The organism is Streptomyces sp. NPDC002640, assembly GCF_053592575.1.
Genome location: NZ_JBSFVZ010000011.1, coordinates 206,767 through 224,031 on the forward strand (window position 1 = coordinate 206,767; position 17,265 = coordinate 224,031).

Annotated in this window: 16 protein-coding genes and 1 riboswitch; of the genes, 7 read left to right on the plus strand and 9 right to left on the minus strand. The window is 75.1% G+C overall.

The annotated features are described in order from the left end of the window. The first annotated feature begins 36 nt into the window (after positions 1 to 36). On the plus strand, positions 37 to 1,101 hold the full coding sequence (trpD, locus tag ACWD3O_RS17115) for an anthranilate phosphoribosyltransferase (protein WP_451413581.1): 1,065 nt from the start codon (positions 37 to 39) through the stop codon (positions 1,099 to 1,101). 101 nt (positions 1,102 to 1,202) lie between these two features. After that, positions 1,203 to 1,319, plus strand: a riboswitch (SAM riboswitch). 228 nt (positions 1,320 to 1,547) lie between these two features. Next, positions 1,548 to 2,894 carry an aminotransferase class V-fold PLP-dependent enzyme gene (locus ACWD3O_RS17120; RefSeq protein WP_451416406.1) on the plus strand — a complete coding sequence of 449 codons (1,347 nt, stop codon included), beginning with the start codon at positions 1,548 to 1,550 and terminating at the stop codon, positions 2,892 to 2,894. A 77-nt stretch (positions 2,895 to 2,971) separates the two neighbouring features. Here the strand turns inward: ACWD3O_RS17120 and ACWD3O_RS17125 are convergent, their stop codons facing one another. From ACWD3O_RS17125 to ACWD3O_RS17155, 7 genes are all read right to left on the minus strand, one after another. Next, positions 2,972 to 4,159, minus strand: coding sequence for a glycerate kinase family protein (locus tag ACWD3O_RS17125; protein WP_451416407.1), 1,188 nt, complete (start codon positions 4,157 to 4,159; stop codon positions 2,972 to 2,974). Between the two features lie 82 nt (positions 4,160 to 4,241). Then, the gene (locus ACWD3O_RS17130; RefSeq protein ID WP_451416408.1) at positions 4,242 to 5,690 is read right to left on the minus strand and encodes an SLC13 family permease; all 1,449 of its coding nucleotides are present in this window, start codon (positions 5,688 to 5,690) and stop codon (positions 4,242 to 4,244) included. A 58-nt stretch (positions 5,691 to 5,748) separates the two neighbouring features. After that, positions 5,749 to 6,411: a response regulator transcription factor gene (locus ACWD3O_RS17135; RefSeq protein ID WP_356138475.1), complete on the minus strand. Its 663-nt coding sequence runs from the start codon at positions 6,409 to 6,411 to the stop codon at positions 5,749 to 5,751. Beyond that, on the minus strand, positions 6,396 to 7,844 hold the full coding sequence (locus ACWD3O_RS17140; protein ID WP_451416409.1) for an ATP-binding protein: 1,449 nt from the start codon (positions 7,842 to 7,844) through the stop codon (positions 6,396 to 6,398). The genes ACWD3O_RS17135 and ACWD3O_RS17140 overlap by 16 nt, the downstream gene beginning before the upstream one ends. Continuing rightward, positions 7,822 to 8,190 (minus strand): small secreted hydrophilic protein, encoded by a 369-nt coding sequence (locus tag ACWD3O_RS17145; protein ID WP_451416410.1) that lies wholly within the window; start codon positions 8,188 to 8,190, stop codon positions 7,822 to 7,824. Before ACWD3O_RS17145 ends, ACWD3O_RS17140 begins: the two co-directional genes overlap by 23 nt. Positions 8,191 to 8,322: 132 nt before the next feature. Further along, complete coding sequence (locus tag ACWD3O_RS17150; protein WP_356138469.1) at positions 8,323 to 8,604, minus strand: Lrp/AsnC family transcriptional regulator; 282 nt, start codon at positions 8,602 to 8,604, stop codon at positions 8,323 to 8,325. Next, the gene (locus ACWD3O_RS17155) at positions 8,601 to 9,332 is read right to left on the minus strand and encodes a rhomboid family intramembrane serine protease (RefSeq protein WP_451413574.1); all 732 of its coding nucleotides are present in this window, start codon (positions 9,330 to 9,332) and stop codon (positions 8,601 to 8,603) included. The genes ACWD3O_RS17150 and ACWD3O_RS17155 overlap by 4 nt, the downstream gene beginning before the upstream one ends. Before the next feature lie 166 nt (positions 9,333 to 9,498). Here ACWD3O_RS17155 and ACWD3O_RS17160 point away from each other — a divergent pair, with 166 nt between their 5' ends. The 4 genes from ACWD3O_RS17160 to ACWD3O_RS17175 all read left to right on the plus strand — a co-directional run bounded on the left by ACWD3O_RS17160 (position 9,499) and on the right by ACWD3O_RS17175 (position 13,789). Further along, positions 9,499 to 9,738, plus strand: coding sequence for a hypothetical protein (locus ACWD3O_RS17160; RefSeq protein WP_108953804.1), 240 nt, complete (start codon positions 9,499 to 9,501; stop codon positions 9,736 to 9,738). 52 nt (positions 9,739 to 9,790) lie between these two features. After that, positions 9,791 to 11,140, plus strand: coding sequence for an NYN domain-containing protein (locus ACWD3O_RS17165; protein WP_451416411.1), 1,350 nt, complete (start codon positions 9,791 to 9,793; stop codon positions 11,138 to 11,140). Between the two features lie 287 nt (positions 11,141 to 11,427). Then, on the plus strand, positions 11,428 to 12,453 hold the full coding sequence (locus ACWD3O_RS17170; RefSeq protein ID WP_451413572.1) for an NlpC/P60 family protein: 1,026 nt from the start codon (positions 11,428 to 11,430) through the stop codon (positions 12,451 to 12,453). Positions 12,454 to 12,733: 280 nt separating this feature from the next. Continuing rightward, entirely contained in the window at positions 12,734 to 13,789 is a 1,056-nt protein-coding gene (locus tag ACWD3O_RS17175) for an NlpC/P60 family protein (RefSeq protein WP_451413571.1), read from the plus strand. Positions 13,790 to 13,921: 132 nt separating this feature from the next. Here the strand turns inward: ACWD3O_RS17175 and ACWD3O_RS17180 are convergent, their stop codons facing one another. Then, on the minus strand, positions 13,922 to 14,287 hold the full coding sequence (locus ACWD3O_RS17180; protein ID WP_451413570.1) for a nuclear transport factor 2 family protein: 366 nt from the start codon (positions 14,285 to 14,287) through the stop codon (positions 13,922 to 13,924). Positions 14,288 to 14,382: 95 nt separating this feature from the next. On the opposite strand from ACWD3O_RS17180, the gene ACWD3O_RS17185 reads away from it, so the two are divergent. Continuing rightward, a complete protein-coding gene (locus ACWD3O_RS17185) occupies positions 14,383 to 15,525 on the plus strand; it encodes a hypothetical protein (protein ID WP_451416412.1) in 1,143 nt (380 codons plus the stop codon). Between the two features lie 560 nt (positions 15,526 to 16,085). Here ACWD3O_RS17185 and ACWD3O_RS17190 read toward each other — a convergent pair. Next, positions 16,086 to 17,228 (minus strand): glycosyltransferase family 4 protein, encoded by a 1,143-nt coding sequence (locus ACWD3O_RS17190; protein WP_451413568.1) that lies wholly within the window; start codon positions 17,226 to 17,228, stop codon positions 16,086 to 16,088. Positions 17,229 to 17,265 lie beyond the last annotated feature (37 nt).

The following is a 17,265-nucleotide window of genomic DNA, read 5'->3' on the forward strand; positions in this document are numbered from 1 at the left end:
GGCGGGCCGCCGGACCGAGACCGTCAGGAGCGGCAGATGAACGCTGTGACCCCCGCTGGAGGCGACACCGCGGCGGGCCGCTCCTGGCCGGCCGTCCTCAACGCCCTGCTGGAGGGCCGCGACCAGAGCGCGGACGACACCGCCTGGGCGATGGACCGCATCATGCGCGGCGAGGCCACCGACGCCCAGATCGCCGGCTTCGCGGTCGCCCTGCGGGCCAAGGGCGAGACGGTCGAGGAGATCACCGGCCTGGTGCGCGCGATGTACGCCCACGCCCGGGTGATCGACGTGCCCGGACCGGCCGTGGACATCGTCGGCACCGGCGGCGACGGCGCGAAGACCGTCAACATCTCCACCATGGCCGCGATCGTGGTCGCCGGCACCGGGGTGAAGGTCGTCAAGCACGGCAACCGGGCCGCCTCCTCGGCGAGCGGTTCCTCGGACGTGCTGGAGAAGCTGGGCGTCAACCTGGAGCTGACCCCGCAGCGGGTCGCCGAGGTGGCGAACGAGGCGGGCATCACCTTCTGCTTCGCGGTGAAGTTCCACCCGGCGCTGCGCCATGTGGCCGCCGCGCGAAGCCAGTTGGGCATCCGCACCACCTTCAACTTCCTGGGGCCGCTGACCAACCCGGCCCGGGTGAAGGCCCAGGCGATCGGGGTCGCCGACCCGCGGATGGCGCCCATCATGGCGGGCGTGTTCGCGGAGGCGGGCAACTCCGCGCTGGTCTTCCGCGGCGAGGACGGCCTCGACGAGCTCACCGTGACCGGGCCCTCGCGGGTCTGGGTGGTGCGCGACGGGCAGGTGCGCGAGGAGCTCTTCGACCCCCGTGACGTCGGGGTCGGGTACGCCCCGCTGGAGGCGCTGCGCGGCGGGGACCCGTCCCACAACGCCGACGTCGCCCGCCGCCTGCTGGCCGGGGAGACCGGACCGGTGCGGGACGCCGTCCTGCTGAACGCGGCGGCGGCGCTGGTCGCCCTGGAGCCGGGCGAGGGCACGCTCGCCGCGCGGATCCGCGCCGGCATGGACCGGGCCGCCGAGGCGCTGGACTCCGGCGCCGCCCGCAAGGCGCTCGAGCGGTGGGTGCTGGCGAGCAACGCCTGAGCCGCGCGGGTGCGTTGACGCGCCCCGCCGCCGACGAGGCGTGGTCCGGATGCCGGACCACGCCTCGTGCGCGTGCGGCGGATGTGGCAGGATGCGGTGCAGGTCATGAGTGACAGCCATCAGGCCCCGGCCGGCTGTCCGGCAACCCTCCGTCCGTGGCGGGGTGCCCCGGGTGAGGACCAGGCCGCAGACAGCAAGGTCTGTGGCAAGCGCGGACCTCTCGCGACGTCAGGGGTCCTGGTCGTCGAGGAGATCCCCATGAGCCGACGAATGCGCCGGGCCTGACCGGCGCGAGGGCGGCGCTCCCACGCGTTCCGCCCGCCGGGCAGGCCGTCGAGCCGAGTCCTTCTTCCTACCTCGTCCTCTCTTCCGCGTTCCCGCCCGGATGATGCGCCGCGGTCCGTCCGCCGCCCCCGGGAGCGCCGACGCGCCCACAGGAGTCCGCCATGTCCGTTTCCGCCGTTGCCGCCGCCGACCCGACCGCCCTCGCCCTCGACGCCGCTCCCGCCTCGCCCGCCCTGCTCGCCGAGCCGCTGCCGGTGCTCGGCCTGGACGTCACCGTGCCGCTCGCCTCCGGCCGCCGGGTGCCCTACGCCGCGCTCGACCAGGCCGCCAGCGCCCCCGTGCTGCGGCAGGTGTGGGACGAGATCGCCGAGTACGCGCCGTACTACGGCAGCGTCCACCGCGGGGCGGGACACCTGTCCCAGCTCTCCACCGAGCTGTACGAGGACGCCCGGGAGACCGTCGCCCGCTTCCTGGACTGCCGTGAGGACGACCAGGTCGTCTTCACCCGCGCCACCACCGACTCGCTCAACCTGCTGGCCTCCGCCCTCCCGGACGACTGCCGGGTGTACGTCTTCGAGACCGAGCACCATGCGGCGCTGCTGCCCTGGCGCGGCGCCCGGGTGACCTTCCTGGACGCCCCCGCGAGCCCCGCCGAGGCGGTGACCCTGCTGACCGACGCCCTCGCCGCGCGGGGCGACGACGCGCCCGCGCTGGTCTGCGTCACCGGGGCGTCCAACGTCACCGGGGAACTGTGGCCGGTGCGCGAACTGGCGGAGGCCGCGCACGCGCACGGGGCGCGGATCGTGCTGGACGCCGCGCAGCTCGCGCCGCACCGGCCGGTGTCGGTGCGGGACCTGGGCGTCGACTGGGTGGCCCTCTCCGGGCACAAGCTGTACGCCCCGTTCGGCGCGGGCGTGCTGGCGGGCCGCGCCGACTGGCTGGACGCCGCCGAGCCGTACCTGGCGGGCGGCGGAGCCAGCCGCAGCGTGGTCCGGCGCCAGGACGGCGGCCTCGACGTCGAGTGGCACACCGGACCCGCCCGGCACGAGGCCGGCTCGCCCAACGTGGTCGGCGCGCTCGCCCTCGCCGCCGCCTGCCGGGTCCTCACCGAGGCGGACCCCGCGCTGCTCGCCGGCCGCGAGGAGGCGCTGCTCGCCCGGCTGCGGGCAGGGCTGGCCGCCCTGCCGGGCGTGCGGGTGCTGTCGCTGTTCGGCGAGGACGTGCCCCGGGTGGGCGTGGTGTCGTTCGTGGTCGACGGCTGGGACAGCGCCGACCTCGCCGAACGGCTGGCCTCCTCGCACGGCATCGGCGTGCGGGCCGGGCTCTTCTGCGCCCACCCGCTGGTGCGCCGCCTGCTCGGCGGCACCCGCGACGCCGCCGCCGAGTGCGGGGGGAGCGGCGGCTCCCCGCTGAACGCGGTCCGCGCCAGCTTCGGCGTGGGCACCCCGGTGGAGCACGTGGACCGGCTGCTCGGCGCCCTCGCCGACCTGACGGGCGGGCACGCGTAACCCTTCCTCGCCGGCGGCGGCGCGGGCGACCGTGCCGGCCCCGCCCGGGCCGCCGGGGAGGTCACGTCGCCGGGGCGTCACGCCGCGCGGCGTCCGGCGCCGGCGGTGACCTGGGCGCCCAACAGGACCATGCGCAGGGCGCGTTCGGTGGCGTCGGCGAGGTACTCGGCGCCCCGGCCCATCGCCTCGCCCAGCGACACCGGACCGGGCAGGATCCCGCAGTACGCGTCGATGCCGGCGGCCCGCACCTCGTGCGCCCCCTCGCCGAGGGTCCCGGCCAGGGCCAGCACCGGACGCCCGTGCCGCTTCGCGCGCCGCGCCACCTCGGCGGGGATCTTGCCGAACGGCGTCTGCCCGTCCAGCGAGCCCTCGGCGGTCACCACCAGATCGGCGCGGGCCAGCCGCACGTCCAGGCCGAGGGGGTCGAGCAGCACCTCGAACCGGGGCCGCAACCGGGCTCCCAGGGCGGCCAGGCCCGCGCCCAGGCCGCCCGAGGCGCCGGTGCCGGGCGCCGTGCGCAGGTCCACGGCCGGGGCGGGGAACACGTCCCGGGTCAGGACGCCGGCCCAGTTCTCCAGGCCCGCGGACAGCAGCTCGACCTGGGCCGCCGTGGCGCCCTTCTGCGGCCCGAAGACCCGGGCCACCCCGCGGTCGCCGCAGAGCACGTTGTGCGGGTTGCACGCCACCACCAGCTCGGTGTGCCGCAGCCGCGCGTCGAGCCCCGAGGCGTCCACCCGGGCCAGCCGCACCAACTTGGCGCCGCCGTAGCCGAGTTCGCGGCCGTCCTGGTCGAGCAGCCGGACGCCGAGCGCGCTCAGCGCCCCGGCCCCGCCGTCCGAGGTGCCGGAGTCGCCGCAGCCGACGAGCACCCGCCGCGCCCCGGCGTCCAGGGCGGCCACGATCAGCTCGCCCACGCCCCGGGTGGTGGTCGCCCCCGGGTCCCGGGCGTCGCCCGGCACCAGCCGCAGCCCGGCGACCGCCGCCATCTCGACCACGGCCGTGCCGTCCGGCAGCAGCGCGAAGTGGGTGTCCACCAGGTCGCCCAGCGGCCCGGTGGCGCGGCGCCGCAGCAGCCGCCCGCCGCCGGCCGAGGCCAGCGCCTCCGCCGTGCCCTCCCCGCCGTCGACCAGTGGGATCAGGTCCACCTCGGCGTGGGGCACGACCCGCAGCACGCCCGCGGCGATCGCCTCGGCCGCGTCCCGCGCGGACAGGGACTCCTTGAAGCCGCTGGGAGCGACGGCGAAACGGGTGAGGGCAAGGGACATCGGAACTCCAGGAGAAGAGGAGAAGAGCGAGGAGAGCGGAGGAGAGCGGAGGGAAGGGGGAGGAGGGGAGCAGGGCGCCGGGTCAGCTGACCGGGACGCCGAGCAGGGGCCAGACGAACAGCGCGAAGAGCAGCACCAGCACCGCGGTGAGCGGCCCGAGGACGGCGGAGAGCCGCAGCAGGTCCCGCGGCGTGTAGGTGGGCACCCCGGACAGGCCGGAGAAGAGGGCCACCGGCTTCGCCGAGGCGGGCAGAGTGTGGCAGAACCCGGCCGCCGCAGTGGAGGCGAGCGCCGCGGACACCGGGCTGACGCCGGCCACGCCCGCCGCCGCGACCACCAGCGGCACCAGCACCGAGGAGCGCGCCGACCGGGACTGCAGCACCAGGTGCGCGGCCGTGCTCACCGCCACCACCACCGCGAGGAACACCCACGGGGTCGAGCCCAGCGGCAGCCCCGACACCAGCCAGGCGGCGGCGCCCGAGTCGGCGAGGGCCACCCCGGTGGCCATGGTGGCCGCCATGAACAGCAGCATCGACCAGGGCACGGTCCGCAGCGAGTCCTTGAGCCGCACCGTGCCCAGCGCGGGGGTGACGGCGACGATCGCGCCGATCAGCGCCACCAGGGCGGGGGAGACGCCGTGCAGCGGCTCGCTGCACCACAGCAGCACCACCGTGCCCAGCAGGACCGCGCACCGGCTCTCCGCCGCCGACCAGGGGCCGGTGACGGGCCGTTCACTGTGCTGCTGGACCTGCTCGGCGGTGATCCGCACCGGACCCCGCCGGTCGGCGCGCCGGGTCGTGGTCCACAGCACCACCTCGGCCGCGGTGTGCGAGGAGACCACGGCGAGCGGCAGCCCCAGCATCAGCCACTGCGGGAAGCCGATGCGGTGCCCGGTGGTCTCCCACAGCACGGAGACGGTGATCAGGTGCGCCCCGGCGCCTATCAGGGTGGCCACGGCCGAGAGCAGGATGACGGTGGGGAACAGCAGCGCCAGCATCACCACCAGCCGCCGGCGGTCCGCGAGGACCTGGGCCAGCGCCAGGAACACCGGCAGCGCCAGCGCGGCACGGCCCGAGGTGGCCGGCACGGCGAAGGCGGTGACGACCAGCGCCGCGGTGGTCAGGTGGACCAGCTGCCGCACGCTGCGGGCGCCGGTCACCAGGAACACCGCGGCCCGCCCCGCCAGCCCGGTGGCGGTCACCGCGGCGGCCAGCACGAAGGCGCAGATCAGCAGCCAGACCGTGGGATCGCCGAGGGTGGCGAACAGGGCGTCGGCGCTGATCACCCCGGTCACCGTGAGCGCGAGGCCAGCGGCGAGGGCGACGAAGGTGTCGTCCAGTCCCGTCGCCGTCCACGCGTACACGGCGAGGACGAACACCACGAGGGTGACGCGTGCCTCGCCGCTCAGCCCGGTGACCAGACCGGGCGTGGCGATCAGCGCGCACAGCGACAGCGTCAGGCAGAGGGTGGCGGTTCGCCGGAAGTTCGTCGTCACGTCACCGACGATTCCGCCGCGCCGTGAGCCGTCCATGAGGGCCGGATGAAGGAAAACTCACCCGCCTCAGGACCGCGCCTGCCCGCCGAACGGGTCAGGCGGGCAGGCGGTACCCCATGCCCCGGACGGTCTCCAGACGCGAGGCGCCCAGCTTCTTGCGCAGCGCGCGGACGTAGACGTCCACGATGTTGGAACCCGGATCGAAGTCGTAGCCCCAGACGTGGGACAGGATCTGCTCGCGGGACAGCACCTGGCCCGGATGCCGCAGGAACAGCTCCAGCAGCACGAACTCACGCGCCGTCAGGTCCACCGTGCGGTCCTCCGTGCGGGCACGGCGGGTGCGCAGGTCCAGCGAGAGGGAGCCGGAGCGCAGCACCGTCACCTCCGGCGCGCGGGCCGCGGTGCGCACCCGCAGCCGCACCCGGGCCAGCAGCTCCTCGAACCGGAACGGCTTGGTCATCCAGTCGTCCGCGCCGCCCTCCAGACCGGCCACCGTGTCGCGCACCGAGTCCCGGGCGGTCAGCACGATCACCGGCACCGTCACCCGCTCCTCCCGCAGCCGGCGCAGCACCGTGAAGCCGTCCTGGCCGGGCAGTCCTATGTCCAGGATCACCAGGTCGAACCCGCCGGAGAGGGCGTAGTCGTAGGCGGCGGTCCCGTCGCCCACCACGGTCGTCAGATACCCCTGGGCCCGCAGGCCCTTCTCGACGAAGGAGGCGATCCGCTCCTCGTCCTCCACGATCAGGATGCGTTCCACGACGTGCGTTCCTCCTCCAGGACCAGCACGAAGGTGGCGCCGCCGCCCTCGGTGTCCTCCAGTCGTACGTGCCCGTGATGGCCCTCCGCGATGGCCTTCACGATGGACAGGCCGAGCCCCGCGCCCGAACCCAGGGACCCCCGGCGGGCGGTGCCGCGGCGGAACCGTTCGAAGACCACCTCGGCGTCCTCCGGGCGGACGCCCGGACCGGAGTCCGCGACGTACAGCTCCACCCGCCCGTCCACGGTCCGCGAGCCGATACGGATGGGCGCGCCCTGCACGGTGTGCTGCACCGCGTTCTGGGCCAGCTGCACCATGGCCTGGGTGATCCGCTGCCCGTCCAGCCGGGCCCGCCGGTCCGCCACCTCGGCGAGTTCCCAGCCCCGGTCGCCCAGCGCCCGCGCCTTCACGAAGACGTCGGCGGTCAGCTCGGCGAGCTGCACCTCCTCCGGGCGGACGAAGTCGGGCCGCTCCGCCTTGGCGAGCAGCAGCAGGTCCTCCACGATGCGGCTCATCCGGTCCAGTTCGTCGGTGACCAGCCGGACCGTCTCCTCCCGCTCGGCCGGGTCGTCGCCCATCAGCTCCAGGTGACCGCGCACGATGGTGATGGGCGTGCGCAGTTCGTGCCCGGCGTCGTCGACGAAGGTGCGCTGGGCGGCGAAGGCGCGCTCCAGCCGGTCCAGCATGGCGTTGAAGGTCTCGGCGAGCGCGGCGACGTCGTCCCTGCCGTGCACCGGTATCCGGCGGGTCAGGTCCTGCTCGGTGAGCTCGGCTGCGGCGGTGCGCACCAGTCGCACCGGCAGCAGGATGCGGCCCGCGACCACCCAGCCGATGCCGGTGGTCATCAGCAGGGCCACGGCGGAGATCACCAGCAGCACGCGGAACACCTCGTCCACGCGGTCCCGTTCGCGCTCGGGGTGGAAGGCCACCACGAACGCTGCCTCGGGCCCGCCGTCCCGCCGGGCCACGGTGACCTTCGCCCAGCGCACCCCGTTGTCGGACCCGTCGGCGTGCGGGGCGGTGAAGATCCGGCGCAGGGCGTCGGGATCCTTGAACAGCGGCCGCTCGGCGCGCGGTTCACGGTTCTGCACGATCTGCGCCGGGTCGGGGCCGGCCGTGCCGACCAGCCCGATCAGCTCCTCGTCCGGGTCGGCGTACTGGCGCTCCAGGAACACCCGCAGCAGCCGGGACGGCTCGGCGAAGGGCAGGCCGGTGTCCGGGTCCTTGCCGCGCTGCTGGAAGTTGGCGAACTCGCCGGTCTCCTGGGCGAGCAGCCGGGTGACCCGGTGGTCGACGTCGCGCAGCAGGATGGAGCGGGTGGTGGTGGCGACCGCGCCCAGTGCCATGGACATCACCAGGAGCAGCCACAGCAGGATCCGGACCCGGGCGGTGAGGCGACGGGGCAGGCGGTCAGTCCCCCGTGGTGTCGTCATCGGCGGCGTCGTCGTTCCCGTCGTTCCGGTCGTCCTGCTGGTCGTCCCGCTGGTCGTCCTGCTCGGTGTCGTCGTCGGTGTCGTCACCGGCGTCGTCCGCGCCGCCCTGGTCGTCGTCGGCGTCGTCGTCGGCTTCACCGCCCGGCGGGCGGTCGCTCACCTCGGGGCCGGGGACGAGCACGTCCGAGGGCGTCGGAACCGCGGACGGGGTGCCCTCCAGCTCGACGCGGGCGGGCGCCTTGCGCGGTTCCTCCGGACGGTCGGCCAGCGCGTAGCTCGTCGCCGCGATCCCCAGCGGCACGGCGACGATCGCGGCCAGGGCGGCGATGCGGTGTGAGATCTGCATACGGCGATCCTGCGCCGCCCACCCGCGCGCGGGGATGAGCCGAGTATGAGGATTCCTTCATCCTCGGGCCGGTCCGCGCCGGCCGCGCTCGCGTCCTTCACACCCGCGCCTGCCGCGCCGGGCGGTGTCAGGTCAGGAGTCGAGGCCGATGGCGAACGCGGCCTCGAGGTCGTGCTGGGAGTAGGTGCGGAACGCGACGTGCGTGTCGGTGCCCAGGACGCCGGGGATCTTGCTGATCCGGCCGGGGATGACGTCCGCGAGGTCGTCGTGCTCGCGGACCCGCACCATGGCGATCAGGTCGTAGGTGCCGGTGACCGAGAAGACCTCGCTGACCGAGTCCAGGGCGGCGATGTCCTGGGCGATCTCGGGGATCCGGTCCACGCTGGTCTTGATGAGCACGATCGCGGTGATCACGGCTGGTTCTCTCCCTGGGTCGCCGTCGCTGGTGGATTCACTGTAGTCGTCCGCCGGAACCGCATCCGCGCGGTGGCGAACCCCAGCCCGAACCCCACCAGGTGCGCCAGGTACGCCACCCCCGGGCCGTCCCCGGCGCGCTCCGCGCCCAGCCACTGCAGCGCCGCCCAGAAGGGCAGCACCACCCACGCGGGCAGCCGCACCGGCAGGAAGAAGAGGAACGGCAGCAGGCTGGTGACCCGCGCCCGGGGAAAGAGGTGGAGGAACGCGCCCAGCACCGCCGACACCGCCCCGGAGGCCCCCACCAGGGACTGCGGGGACGACGGGTCGGCGAGCGCGTAGCCCAGCAGGGCCAGGCTGCCGCAGCCCAGGTAGAAGAGCGCGAACCGCGCGCTGCCCATCCGCTGCTCGGTCATCACCCCGAAGACCTGGAGGAAGAGCACGTTCCCCAGCAGGTGCAGCCAGCCGCCGTGCACGAACAGCGCCGTCAGCGGGGTCACCAGGGAGTCGGGATCGCCCGCCAGCAGTTCGGCCGGCACCACCCCCCAGCGCCGGAAGAAGGCGCGCTGCGCCGCCTGCAGTTCCTCGCCGGTCCCGAGGTCGGGACGCAGGCCGGAGGCGGGCCCGATCAGGAAGAGCAGCACGCACAGCGCCGTCAGGCCGTGGGTGACGGGCGCCGGCCGGCTCCGGACCGCCGCGGCGAACGCCGTGCTCCAGTCGCGGATCATGCACGAAGTGTGACGCACCGGACACCGCGGGTGGGTGCCGCCTCGCCGCCGTGGACGGGCGAGCGACCGGCGGGTGAATGGCCGTAGGGTTACCCCGCACAGGCACCGCGGCAGGTGCCGGCAACGGCCCCCGGCCCCCGGCGACACAGAAAGGGCGAAGCCCGCGATGACGGTTCCCCTCCCCACCGAGACGACCCGCTGGCGGTGCACGCTCTGCGGCAACCTCACCCGCTTCGACGTCACCCGCTCCTCGAAGGTCGTCGAGTACGTCCACCTCGACCTGGCGGGCGCGCCCACGGTGGAGGAACGCGAGGTGGTCAGTGAGACCATCGAGTCGGTCCGCTGCCGCTGGTGCAACGCGGTGGACAAGGTGGAACTGGTGGACAGGCCCGGCGCCGGCTCCTGAGGGAGCGGCCCGGAGCTCCGACGGACGACGGACGACAGGCGAGGGGTGACGGATGGCCGGTGACGGAGGCGGGACGCCGGACGACGGCGCCGCCGAGGCGCTGGACCGCCCCCTGCCCGACGGGGTGCGCCGCCGCGTCGTCCAGATCGCCGCGGACGCGTTCGGCTCGCTGACCGTGTCCGAACTGCCAGCCCAGCTCCGGCAGTACGCCCGCTTCACGCCCACCCGGCGCGCCAAGTTCGCGGGCAACGCCATGGCGGCCGCGCTGGAGAGCGAGGCGCAGTTCCGGCAGCGCGTCGGCGAGAAGTTCCGCGAGGCCCAGCCGGAGCTCGCCGACGCGCTGGAGGCCGGCACGCCGCCGCCCGCCGCGGACCCGCTGGACGTGGCGGCCGCCGCGTACGTGCTGCGCCCGTCCGGCTGGGTGAAGCTGGTGACCGCCGCCGGCGAGGAGGCCCAGCGCGCCGAGGCCGAGCGGGCCGACGAGGAGACCCGGGCCGAACTCGACCGCCTGCGAGCCGAGGTGGCCGCCGCCCGCGACCAGGTCCGCACCGAGACGGAACACCTGCGCGCCGAGCTGGAGGCCGCCCGCAAGGAGGCCGAGTCGCTGCACCGCAAGCTGCGTTCGGCCCTCAGCGACGTCAAGCGCGGGGAGGCCGCCCAGCGCAAACTGCGCGGCGAGCTCGACGAGGTGAAGGCGCACGCCCAGGCCCAGGTGTCCGCCGCGGAGAGCGAGAGCCGCCGGCTCAAGGCCCGGCTCGGCGAGACCGAGGCGGCGCTCGAGGCCGGCCGCAAGGCGGTCCGCGAGGGCCGCAGCCTCGAGGACATGCGGGTCCGGCTGCTGCTGGACACCGTGCTGGAGGCCGCCCAGGGGCTGCGCCGCGAACTCGCCCTGCCCCCGGTGTCGGTGTGGCCGGCGGAGACCGTCGACGCGGTCGAGCCGGGCCGGATGACCCCCAAGGACATCGCCGCCCGCGCGCTCTCCGAGGACGACCCCGCCATCCTGGACCAGCTCCTCGCGCTGCCCCAGGTCCACCTGGTGGTGGACGGCTACAACGTCACCAAGACCGGCTATCCGCAGATGCCGCTGGAACAGCAGCGGCTGCGGCTGCTGGGCCAGTTGTCCACCCTGGCCGCGCAGACCAACTGCGAGGTCACCTGCGTCTTCGACGGCGCCGAACTGGCCGCGCCGGTGCTGCTGGCGCCGCCGCGCGGGGTGCGGGTGCTGTTCTCCAAGCCGGGCGTCACCGCCGACGAGCTGATCCGCCAGCTGGTGCGGGCCGAGCCGTCCGGGCGGCCGGTGGTGGTGGTCTCCACCGACCGTGAGGTCGCCGACGGGGTGGCCCGCGCGGGCGCCCGCCCGGTCGCCTCCGCGGTGCTCCTCAAGCGCTTCAACCGCGGCTGAGAACCCGCCGCGTCCCATCTGTCACTTCCCCGCTCCTATGGGCGGGTTGACCGTTTTCGTTCGCAACGCACGGTCATCCGAACGTTACCGCAGGTGAGTTGAGTGCAAAGTTTGCAGGCCGGAGCGAGATTTTTCACCTGAGGATTTGAACTGATCACAGGAAGGTCACTAGGGTCAGCCGTCGAACCTTCGCTCGGGTGATCGCTCAGAGGGAGTGACGGCGAAGGCTCACCGCCCGCCAGGTGTGCTCTCCGGCAGGCGGCTGATGGAAGAAGGAGCTCGCCCACGTGGCGTCCCACCGTCGACCCAAGCAGCCGAGCCGCGCACGCGTCACCGTGCTGACCACCGCCGCGGCCGCCGCCGTCGTCCTCGGCGGCAACGCGGCCCACGCCGCCCCCGCCAAGCCCTCCAAGGGCGAGGTGAAGGAGAAGGTCGACAAGCTCCACGAAGAGGCGGAGCAGGCCACCGAGAAGTACAACGGGGCCAAGGAGAAGCAGAAGAAGCTCGAGAAGGAGATCGACGCCCTCCAGGACAACGTCGCCCGCGGCCAGGAGGACCTCAACGAGCTCCGCGACGCGATCGGCATGGCCGCCGCGGCGCAGTACCGCAGCGGCACCATCGACTCCTCGATGCAGCTCTTCCTCTCCGCCGACCCGGACGACTACCTCGACAAGGCGTCCACGCTCGACCAGCTCAGCAACCAGCAGGTCGAGTCGCTGGCCGAGATCCAGGACAAGCAGCGCGAACTGGCCCAGCAGCGCCAGGAGGCCAACACCAAGCTGGACGACCTGGCCGAGACCCGCGAGGAGCTGGGCAAGAAGCGCAAGGAGGTCCAGGCCAAGCTGGCCGAGGCCCAGAAGCTGCTCAACAGCCTCACCGCCGCCGAACGCGCCTCCATGGCCCAGGAGGAGGCCAAGGCCGCCCAGGAGTCCGCGTCGCTCGCCGGTGGCGGCGGACCGGCCGGCTCCGGCTTCGCCGCCTCCGCCTTCGCCGCCGCGCAGTCCAAGATCGGCGTGCCGTACTCCTACGGCGCCACCGGCCCGAACTCCTTCGACTGCTCCGGCCTCACCTCCTGGGCCTACGGCGAGGCCGGCGTCTTCATCCCGCGCACCTCGCAGGCCCAGGCCAACGCGGGCACCCGGCTGTCGATGAGCCAGCTCAAGGTCGGCGACCTGGTCATCTTCTACAGCGACCTGCACCACGTCGGGCTCTACGCCGGCAACGGCCAGGTGCTGCACGCCCCGCGCACCGGCACGAACGTGCGCTACGAGTCGATCAACAACATGCCGTTCCAGTTCGGCGTCCGGATCTGATCCGCCCGCCGGACCCGTCCTCCGCAACCCGCTCGCCGAAACCCGCTCGCCGTCACCCGGCCGGATGAATGCGGGCGACTCGAACTGACCGCGCGCCCCGCCGATGACCTGCGTCAGAGGCGGGGCGCGGGCATGTTCGGGCCCGGCGGTCTTTGGTGCGGACCCGGCGACGGGGCTACTGTCTGGCGCGTTTCCCCCGGCACCGTGGGGAACGGCCCCGTCACACCCGGTGACGGCCGGCCGGCCAGGTTCGTCAGCCTCGAAGGGAGTGCGGTCGCCCGTGGGTTGTCATCGCCGCCTCGCACCGCGCCGCCTCGTCCCCGCCGGCCGGGCGCCTTCCGCGCCCGGCGCCGCGGGGCTCACCGCCGCGGTCCTGTCCGTCGCCGCCGCGGCCCTCGGCGTCAGCCCCGGCGCCGTCGCCGCGCCGGGCGAGCCGGACGGCCCCCGCGACGCCCGGTCCGAGCTGGACCGGCTGTACACCGAGGCGGAGCGCGCCACCGAGGCCTACAACCGGGCCGACGAACGCGCCGAGGAGCTGCGGGAGGAGGTCGGCGCCGCCCAGGACCGGATCGCCCGCCAGCAGGAACGGGTCAACACCCTGCGCGAGGAGCTCGGTTCGCTGGCCGGCGCGGAGTACCGCTCCGGCGGCATGGACCCGTCGCTGGCGCTGCTGCTCTCCGCCGACCCCGACGACTACCTCGACAAGGCCGCGGTCCTCGACCGGATCGGCTCCCGGCAGGCCGGCGAGCTGAGCCGGCTGCGGGGGGCGCTGCGCGAACTCGGCCAGGAGCGGCGGGAGGCCACCGCGGACCTCGCCGAACTCCACCGCACCCGCGAGGACGTGGCCGACCACAAGCGCACGGTGGAACGGAAGCTGACCGAGGCGCGACGGCTGCTGAACGCGCTGCCCGAGGGCGAACGCGCCGCCTGGGACCGCGCCGCCCGCTCCGCGCGCGACCTGCCCCCGATGGGCGACACCGCGGTGGCCTCCGGGCGCGCCGCCGCGGCGCTGGCGGCGGCGCGGTCCGCGCTCGGGCGGCCCTACATCTGGGGCGCCAACGGGCCGCACGCCTTCGACTGCAGCGGACTGACACAGTGGTCCTACGCGCAGGCCGGGCTCTCGCTGCCGCGGACCTCGCAGGCGCAGCGGACGGCGGGGCGGCAGGTCCCGCTCTCCCAGGCGCGGCCGGGAGACCTGGTGACGTACCGGGCCGACGCCTCGCACGTCGCCATCTACGCCGGCAACGGCCAAGTCATCCACGCGCCGCGGCCGGGCGCCGCCGTGCGGTACGACCCGGTGGACATGCTCCCCATCGCCTCCGTCACCCGGCCCTGACGGGACCGCCCGGGCGGGCGCCGCGGGCGGGTGGGGCGGGTCCGGGTCGGCGTCACGGCGACCCGGACCGGGGACCGTCCTCCTGTCGGTCGTTCCTCCTGTCGGTCGTTCCTGCTCCAGTCGTTTCTCCTGTCAGTCGTCCCACGCCTCGACGACGACCTGCTCGGAGATCCTGCCGTCGCGCAGGGTGATCATCGACTCGGCCAGCACGCGCGGCCCGTCCGGGTACCGGCAGGACTCGCAGTAGGCCGCGTGGTCGCCCTCGACCACGCACCGCTCCAACGTGTGCTCCATGTCGCGGCTGTAGACGTCGGCGAGCATCGCGCCGATCGCCTCCCTGCCGGAGACCACCCGGGGGTGGCTGGGGGTGGCGTCGCGGTTGACGACCCGGATCTCGGCGTCGTCCCGGTACAGGGACAACAGCGTGTCGGGAGTGTCTCCCTCGATACCCCGCCGCAGCGTGTCGGTGCCGAAGGCGGGGCGTGTCTCAGTGCCCATGACGACCTCCTCCTTCACCTCCGAGGCTCCTGCGTCACGGCCGCCCGGGCAACCCCAGGCAGGCGCCGGTCGCGTCGGCCCCTACGATCGGGCGGGTGAAGAGGACCTGGGCGACGGTCGCCGCGGCCGTGCTGGCCTTCGTGCCGGTGGCGTGCGCGTCCGGGACGCCAGACGCCGACGCGGAGGGGCTGCTGGAGCGGCGGAGCGAGGCGCTGCTGGACGGCGACCGCGCCGCGTTCGCGGCGACCGGCGACGGCGGCGCGTGGGAGTCCCTGCGCGCCCTCGGGCCGGCCGCCTGGCGCTACCGGGTGACCGGGACGAGCGGGCAGGGCGGGGACACCACGACCGTGGAGGCCGAGCTGCGGTACCGGCTGCGGCAGGACCGCGGCACCGCGACCGCCCACCGCGTCCTCACCCTCTCCCGCGAGGGCGGGAACGGCGGGGGCGGTGCCTGGCGGGTCGTCTCCGACCGCCCGGCCCCCGGGACGCCGGAGCAGCTCTGGGACGGGGACACCCCGCTGCGCGGCGCCGACAGCGCCCGCAGCCGGGTGCTGGCCGCGGGCGACACCGATCCGCGCGACTGGACCCGGCTCGGCGACGAGGCCGCCCGCGCGGTGGCGGAGGCCTGGGACGTCGACGTCCACCCCCTGGTCGTGGTGCCGGAGTCCACGGAGGCCATGGCCCGCCTCCTCGGCGCGCCCGCGGCGACCTACCGGCGGACCGCCGCCGTCACGACCCCCGGCGCGGCGCCCCGGGTTGTTGTCAACCCGGAGGCGTTCGCCACCCTTGATGCGTCGGCCCGGCAGATCGTCGTCACCCACGAGACCACCCATGTGGCCCTGCGCTCCAGCACCACGGCCCGCACCCCGATGTGGCTCTCGGAGGGCTGCGCGGACTGGACGGCCTTCCGGGGCGGGGAGCGGGAGAGCGATGTGGCGCGGGCCGCCCCGGCCCTCGCCCGCGCCGTGCGCGACGGCCGGGTGCCGCGGCGGCTGCCGACGGACGAGGAGTTCGCCTTCGGCGGGGACGCGGAGACGGTCGGCCGGGCGTACGAGGGCGCCTGGCTGGCCTGCCGGCTGGTGGCCGACCGGTGGGGCGAGCGCGCCGTCCGTGCCCTCCACGACGCCGCGGGCGCGGAGGGCGAGGAGGCCGCCCTGCGGGAGGTGCTCGGTGTGGACCGCGCCCGGTTCACCGAGTTCTGGCGCGCGGCCCTCCGCACGGAACTCGCCGACGCCTGAGCCGCGAACGACCGCCCCGCGCCACGACCGCCCTACGGCCAGGCAGCGAAGCCTCCACCGGGCGGCCGGGCGCCCGCCGTGGCGGCGCCGATGGGCAGCCGCGGCGACGCGGGGTCCCCGGCAGCCGCCGCCGGGCTACCACCGGGCCGTCGCTGGGCAGCTGGGCTGTGGTGGGGGTGACGGGTGACGGACCGACGCGGCGTCACCCGGCACCCGCCGCTGGGCCGTCGCTGGGCGGCCGCCGGGTCGACGGGAGCCGGGCTGTGGTGCGGCTGACGGGCGACGGGGCCGTCCGCTGGGCCGTCGGGGGCTGACGGGCGGCGGGGCGAGCGCTGGGCTGTCGGCGGGCTGGCGGGCGGCTGGGCCGTCGCGGCGTCGCCTGGCACCCGCCGCCGGGCTACCGCCGGGCGGCGGGGCCGACGTGGCGTCGCACGGTGTCCGCCGCAGGGCCGCCGCCGGTCGCGGGGCTGACGGACGGCCAAGCCGACTCGGAGCCGCCCGGCAGTCGTCGCGGCGCCGCGCGGTACAAGGCCGTCGCGGTGCCGCGCGATCGGTGCGGGTCAGAGAAGGTCGCGCAGGCGGTCGGCGAGGAGGTCCCAGCGCCACCGCTCCTCCACCCAGGCGCGGCCCCGCTCGCCCATCCGGCGGCGCAGCTCCGCGTCGCCCAGCAGCGTGACGATCCGGTCCGCGGCCTCCGCCGGGGAACCGCCGCGCACCACCCAGCCGGTCTCCCCGTCGAGGACCGCGTCCGGCGCGCCGCCGGAGTCGCCGGCCACCACCGGGAGGCCCGTCGCGGACGCCTCCAGGTACACGATGCCGAGACCCTCGACGTCCAGCCCGCCCCGCCGGGTGCGGCAGGGCATGGCGAACACGTCGCCCGCCCCGTAGTGCGCCGGCAGCTCCGACCACGGCACCGACCCGGTGAAGACCACCGAGCGCTCCACCCCGGTCTCCCGGACGAGCCGCCGCAGGTCCTTCTCGTAGGGGCCGCCGCCGACGACCAGCAGCACCGCGTCCGGCTCGGCCGCCAGGATCCGCGGCATGGCCCGGATCAGCGTGTCCTGGCCCTTGCGCGGCACCAGCCGCGACACGCACACCACCACCGGCCGGTCGGTGAGCCCCAGCCGGGCGCGCACCTTGTCCCCGCCGGAGCCGGGGTGGAAGGTCGTCTCGTCCACCCCGGGCGGGAGCTGCACCATCCGCGCCGCCGCCTCGGGCGTCAGCGCGTCCGCGATCCGGGAGCGGGTGTACTCGCCCAGATAGGTGATGACGTCGGTGGACTCGCCGATCCGCCGCAGCAGCTGCCGCGCGGCCGGCAGCTGGGCCCAGCCCGCCTCGTGACCGTGTGTGGTGGCCACCAGCCGGGTGGCGCCCGCCTTCCGCAGCGCCGGGGCCATCAGCCCCAGCGGCGCGGCGGCCCCGAACCACACCGAGGTGCAGCCGTGCTCCCGCAGCAGGCCGACGGCCCGGCGGGTGGCACCCGGGGTGGGCAGCAGCATCGTGGTGCGGTCCCGCACCACGGTGAACGGCTGCTCCGCGTCGAAGGCCGCGGTGGCCTCCACACCCTCCCGGCTCCGCTTCCAGGTCGACGCGTACACCACGAACCGCTCCGGATCGAGGCGCAACGCGATGTTGTGCAGGAACGCCTGGATGCCGCCGGGGCGCGGCGGAAAGTCATTGGTCACGATCAGCGTCTTGTGCATCGCCGACGACCCTATCCAACGGCCCCATGGGGGATCA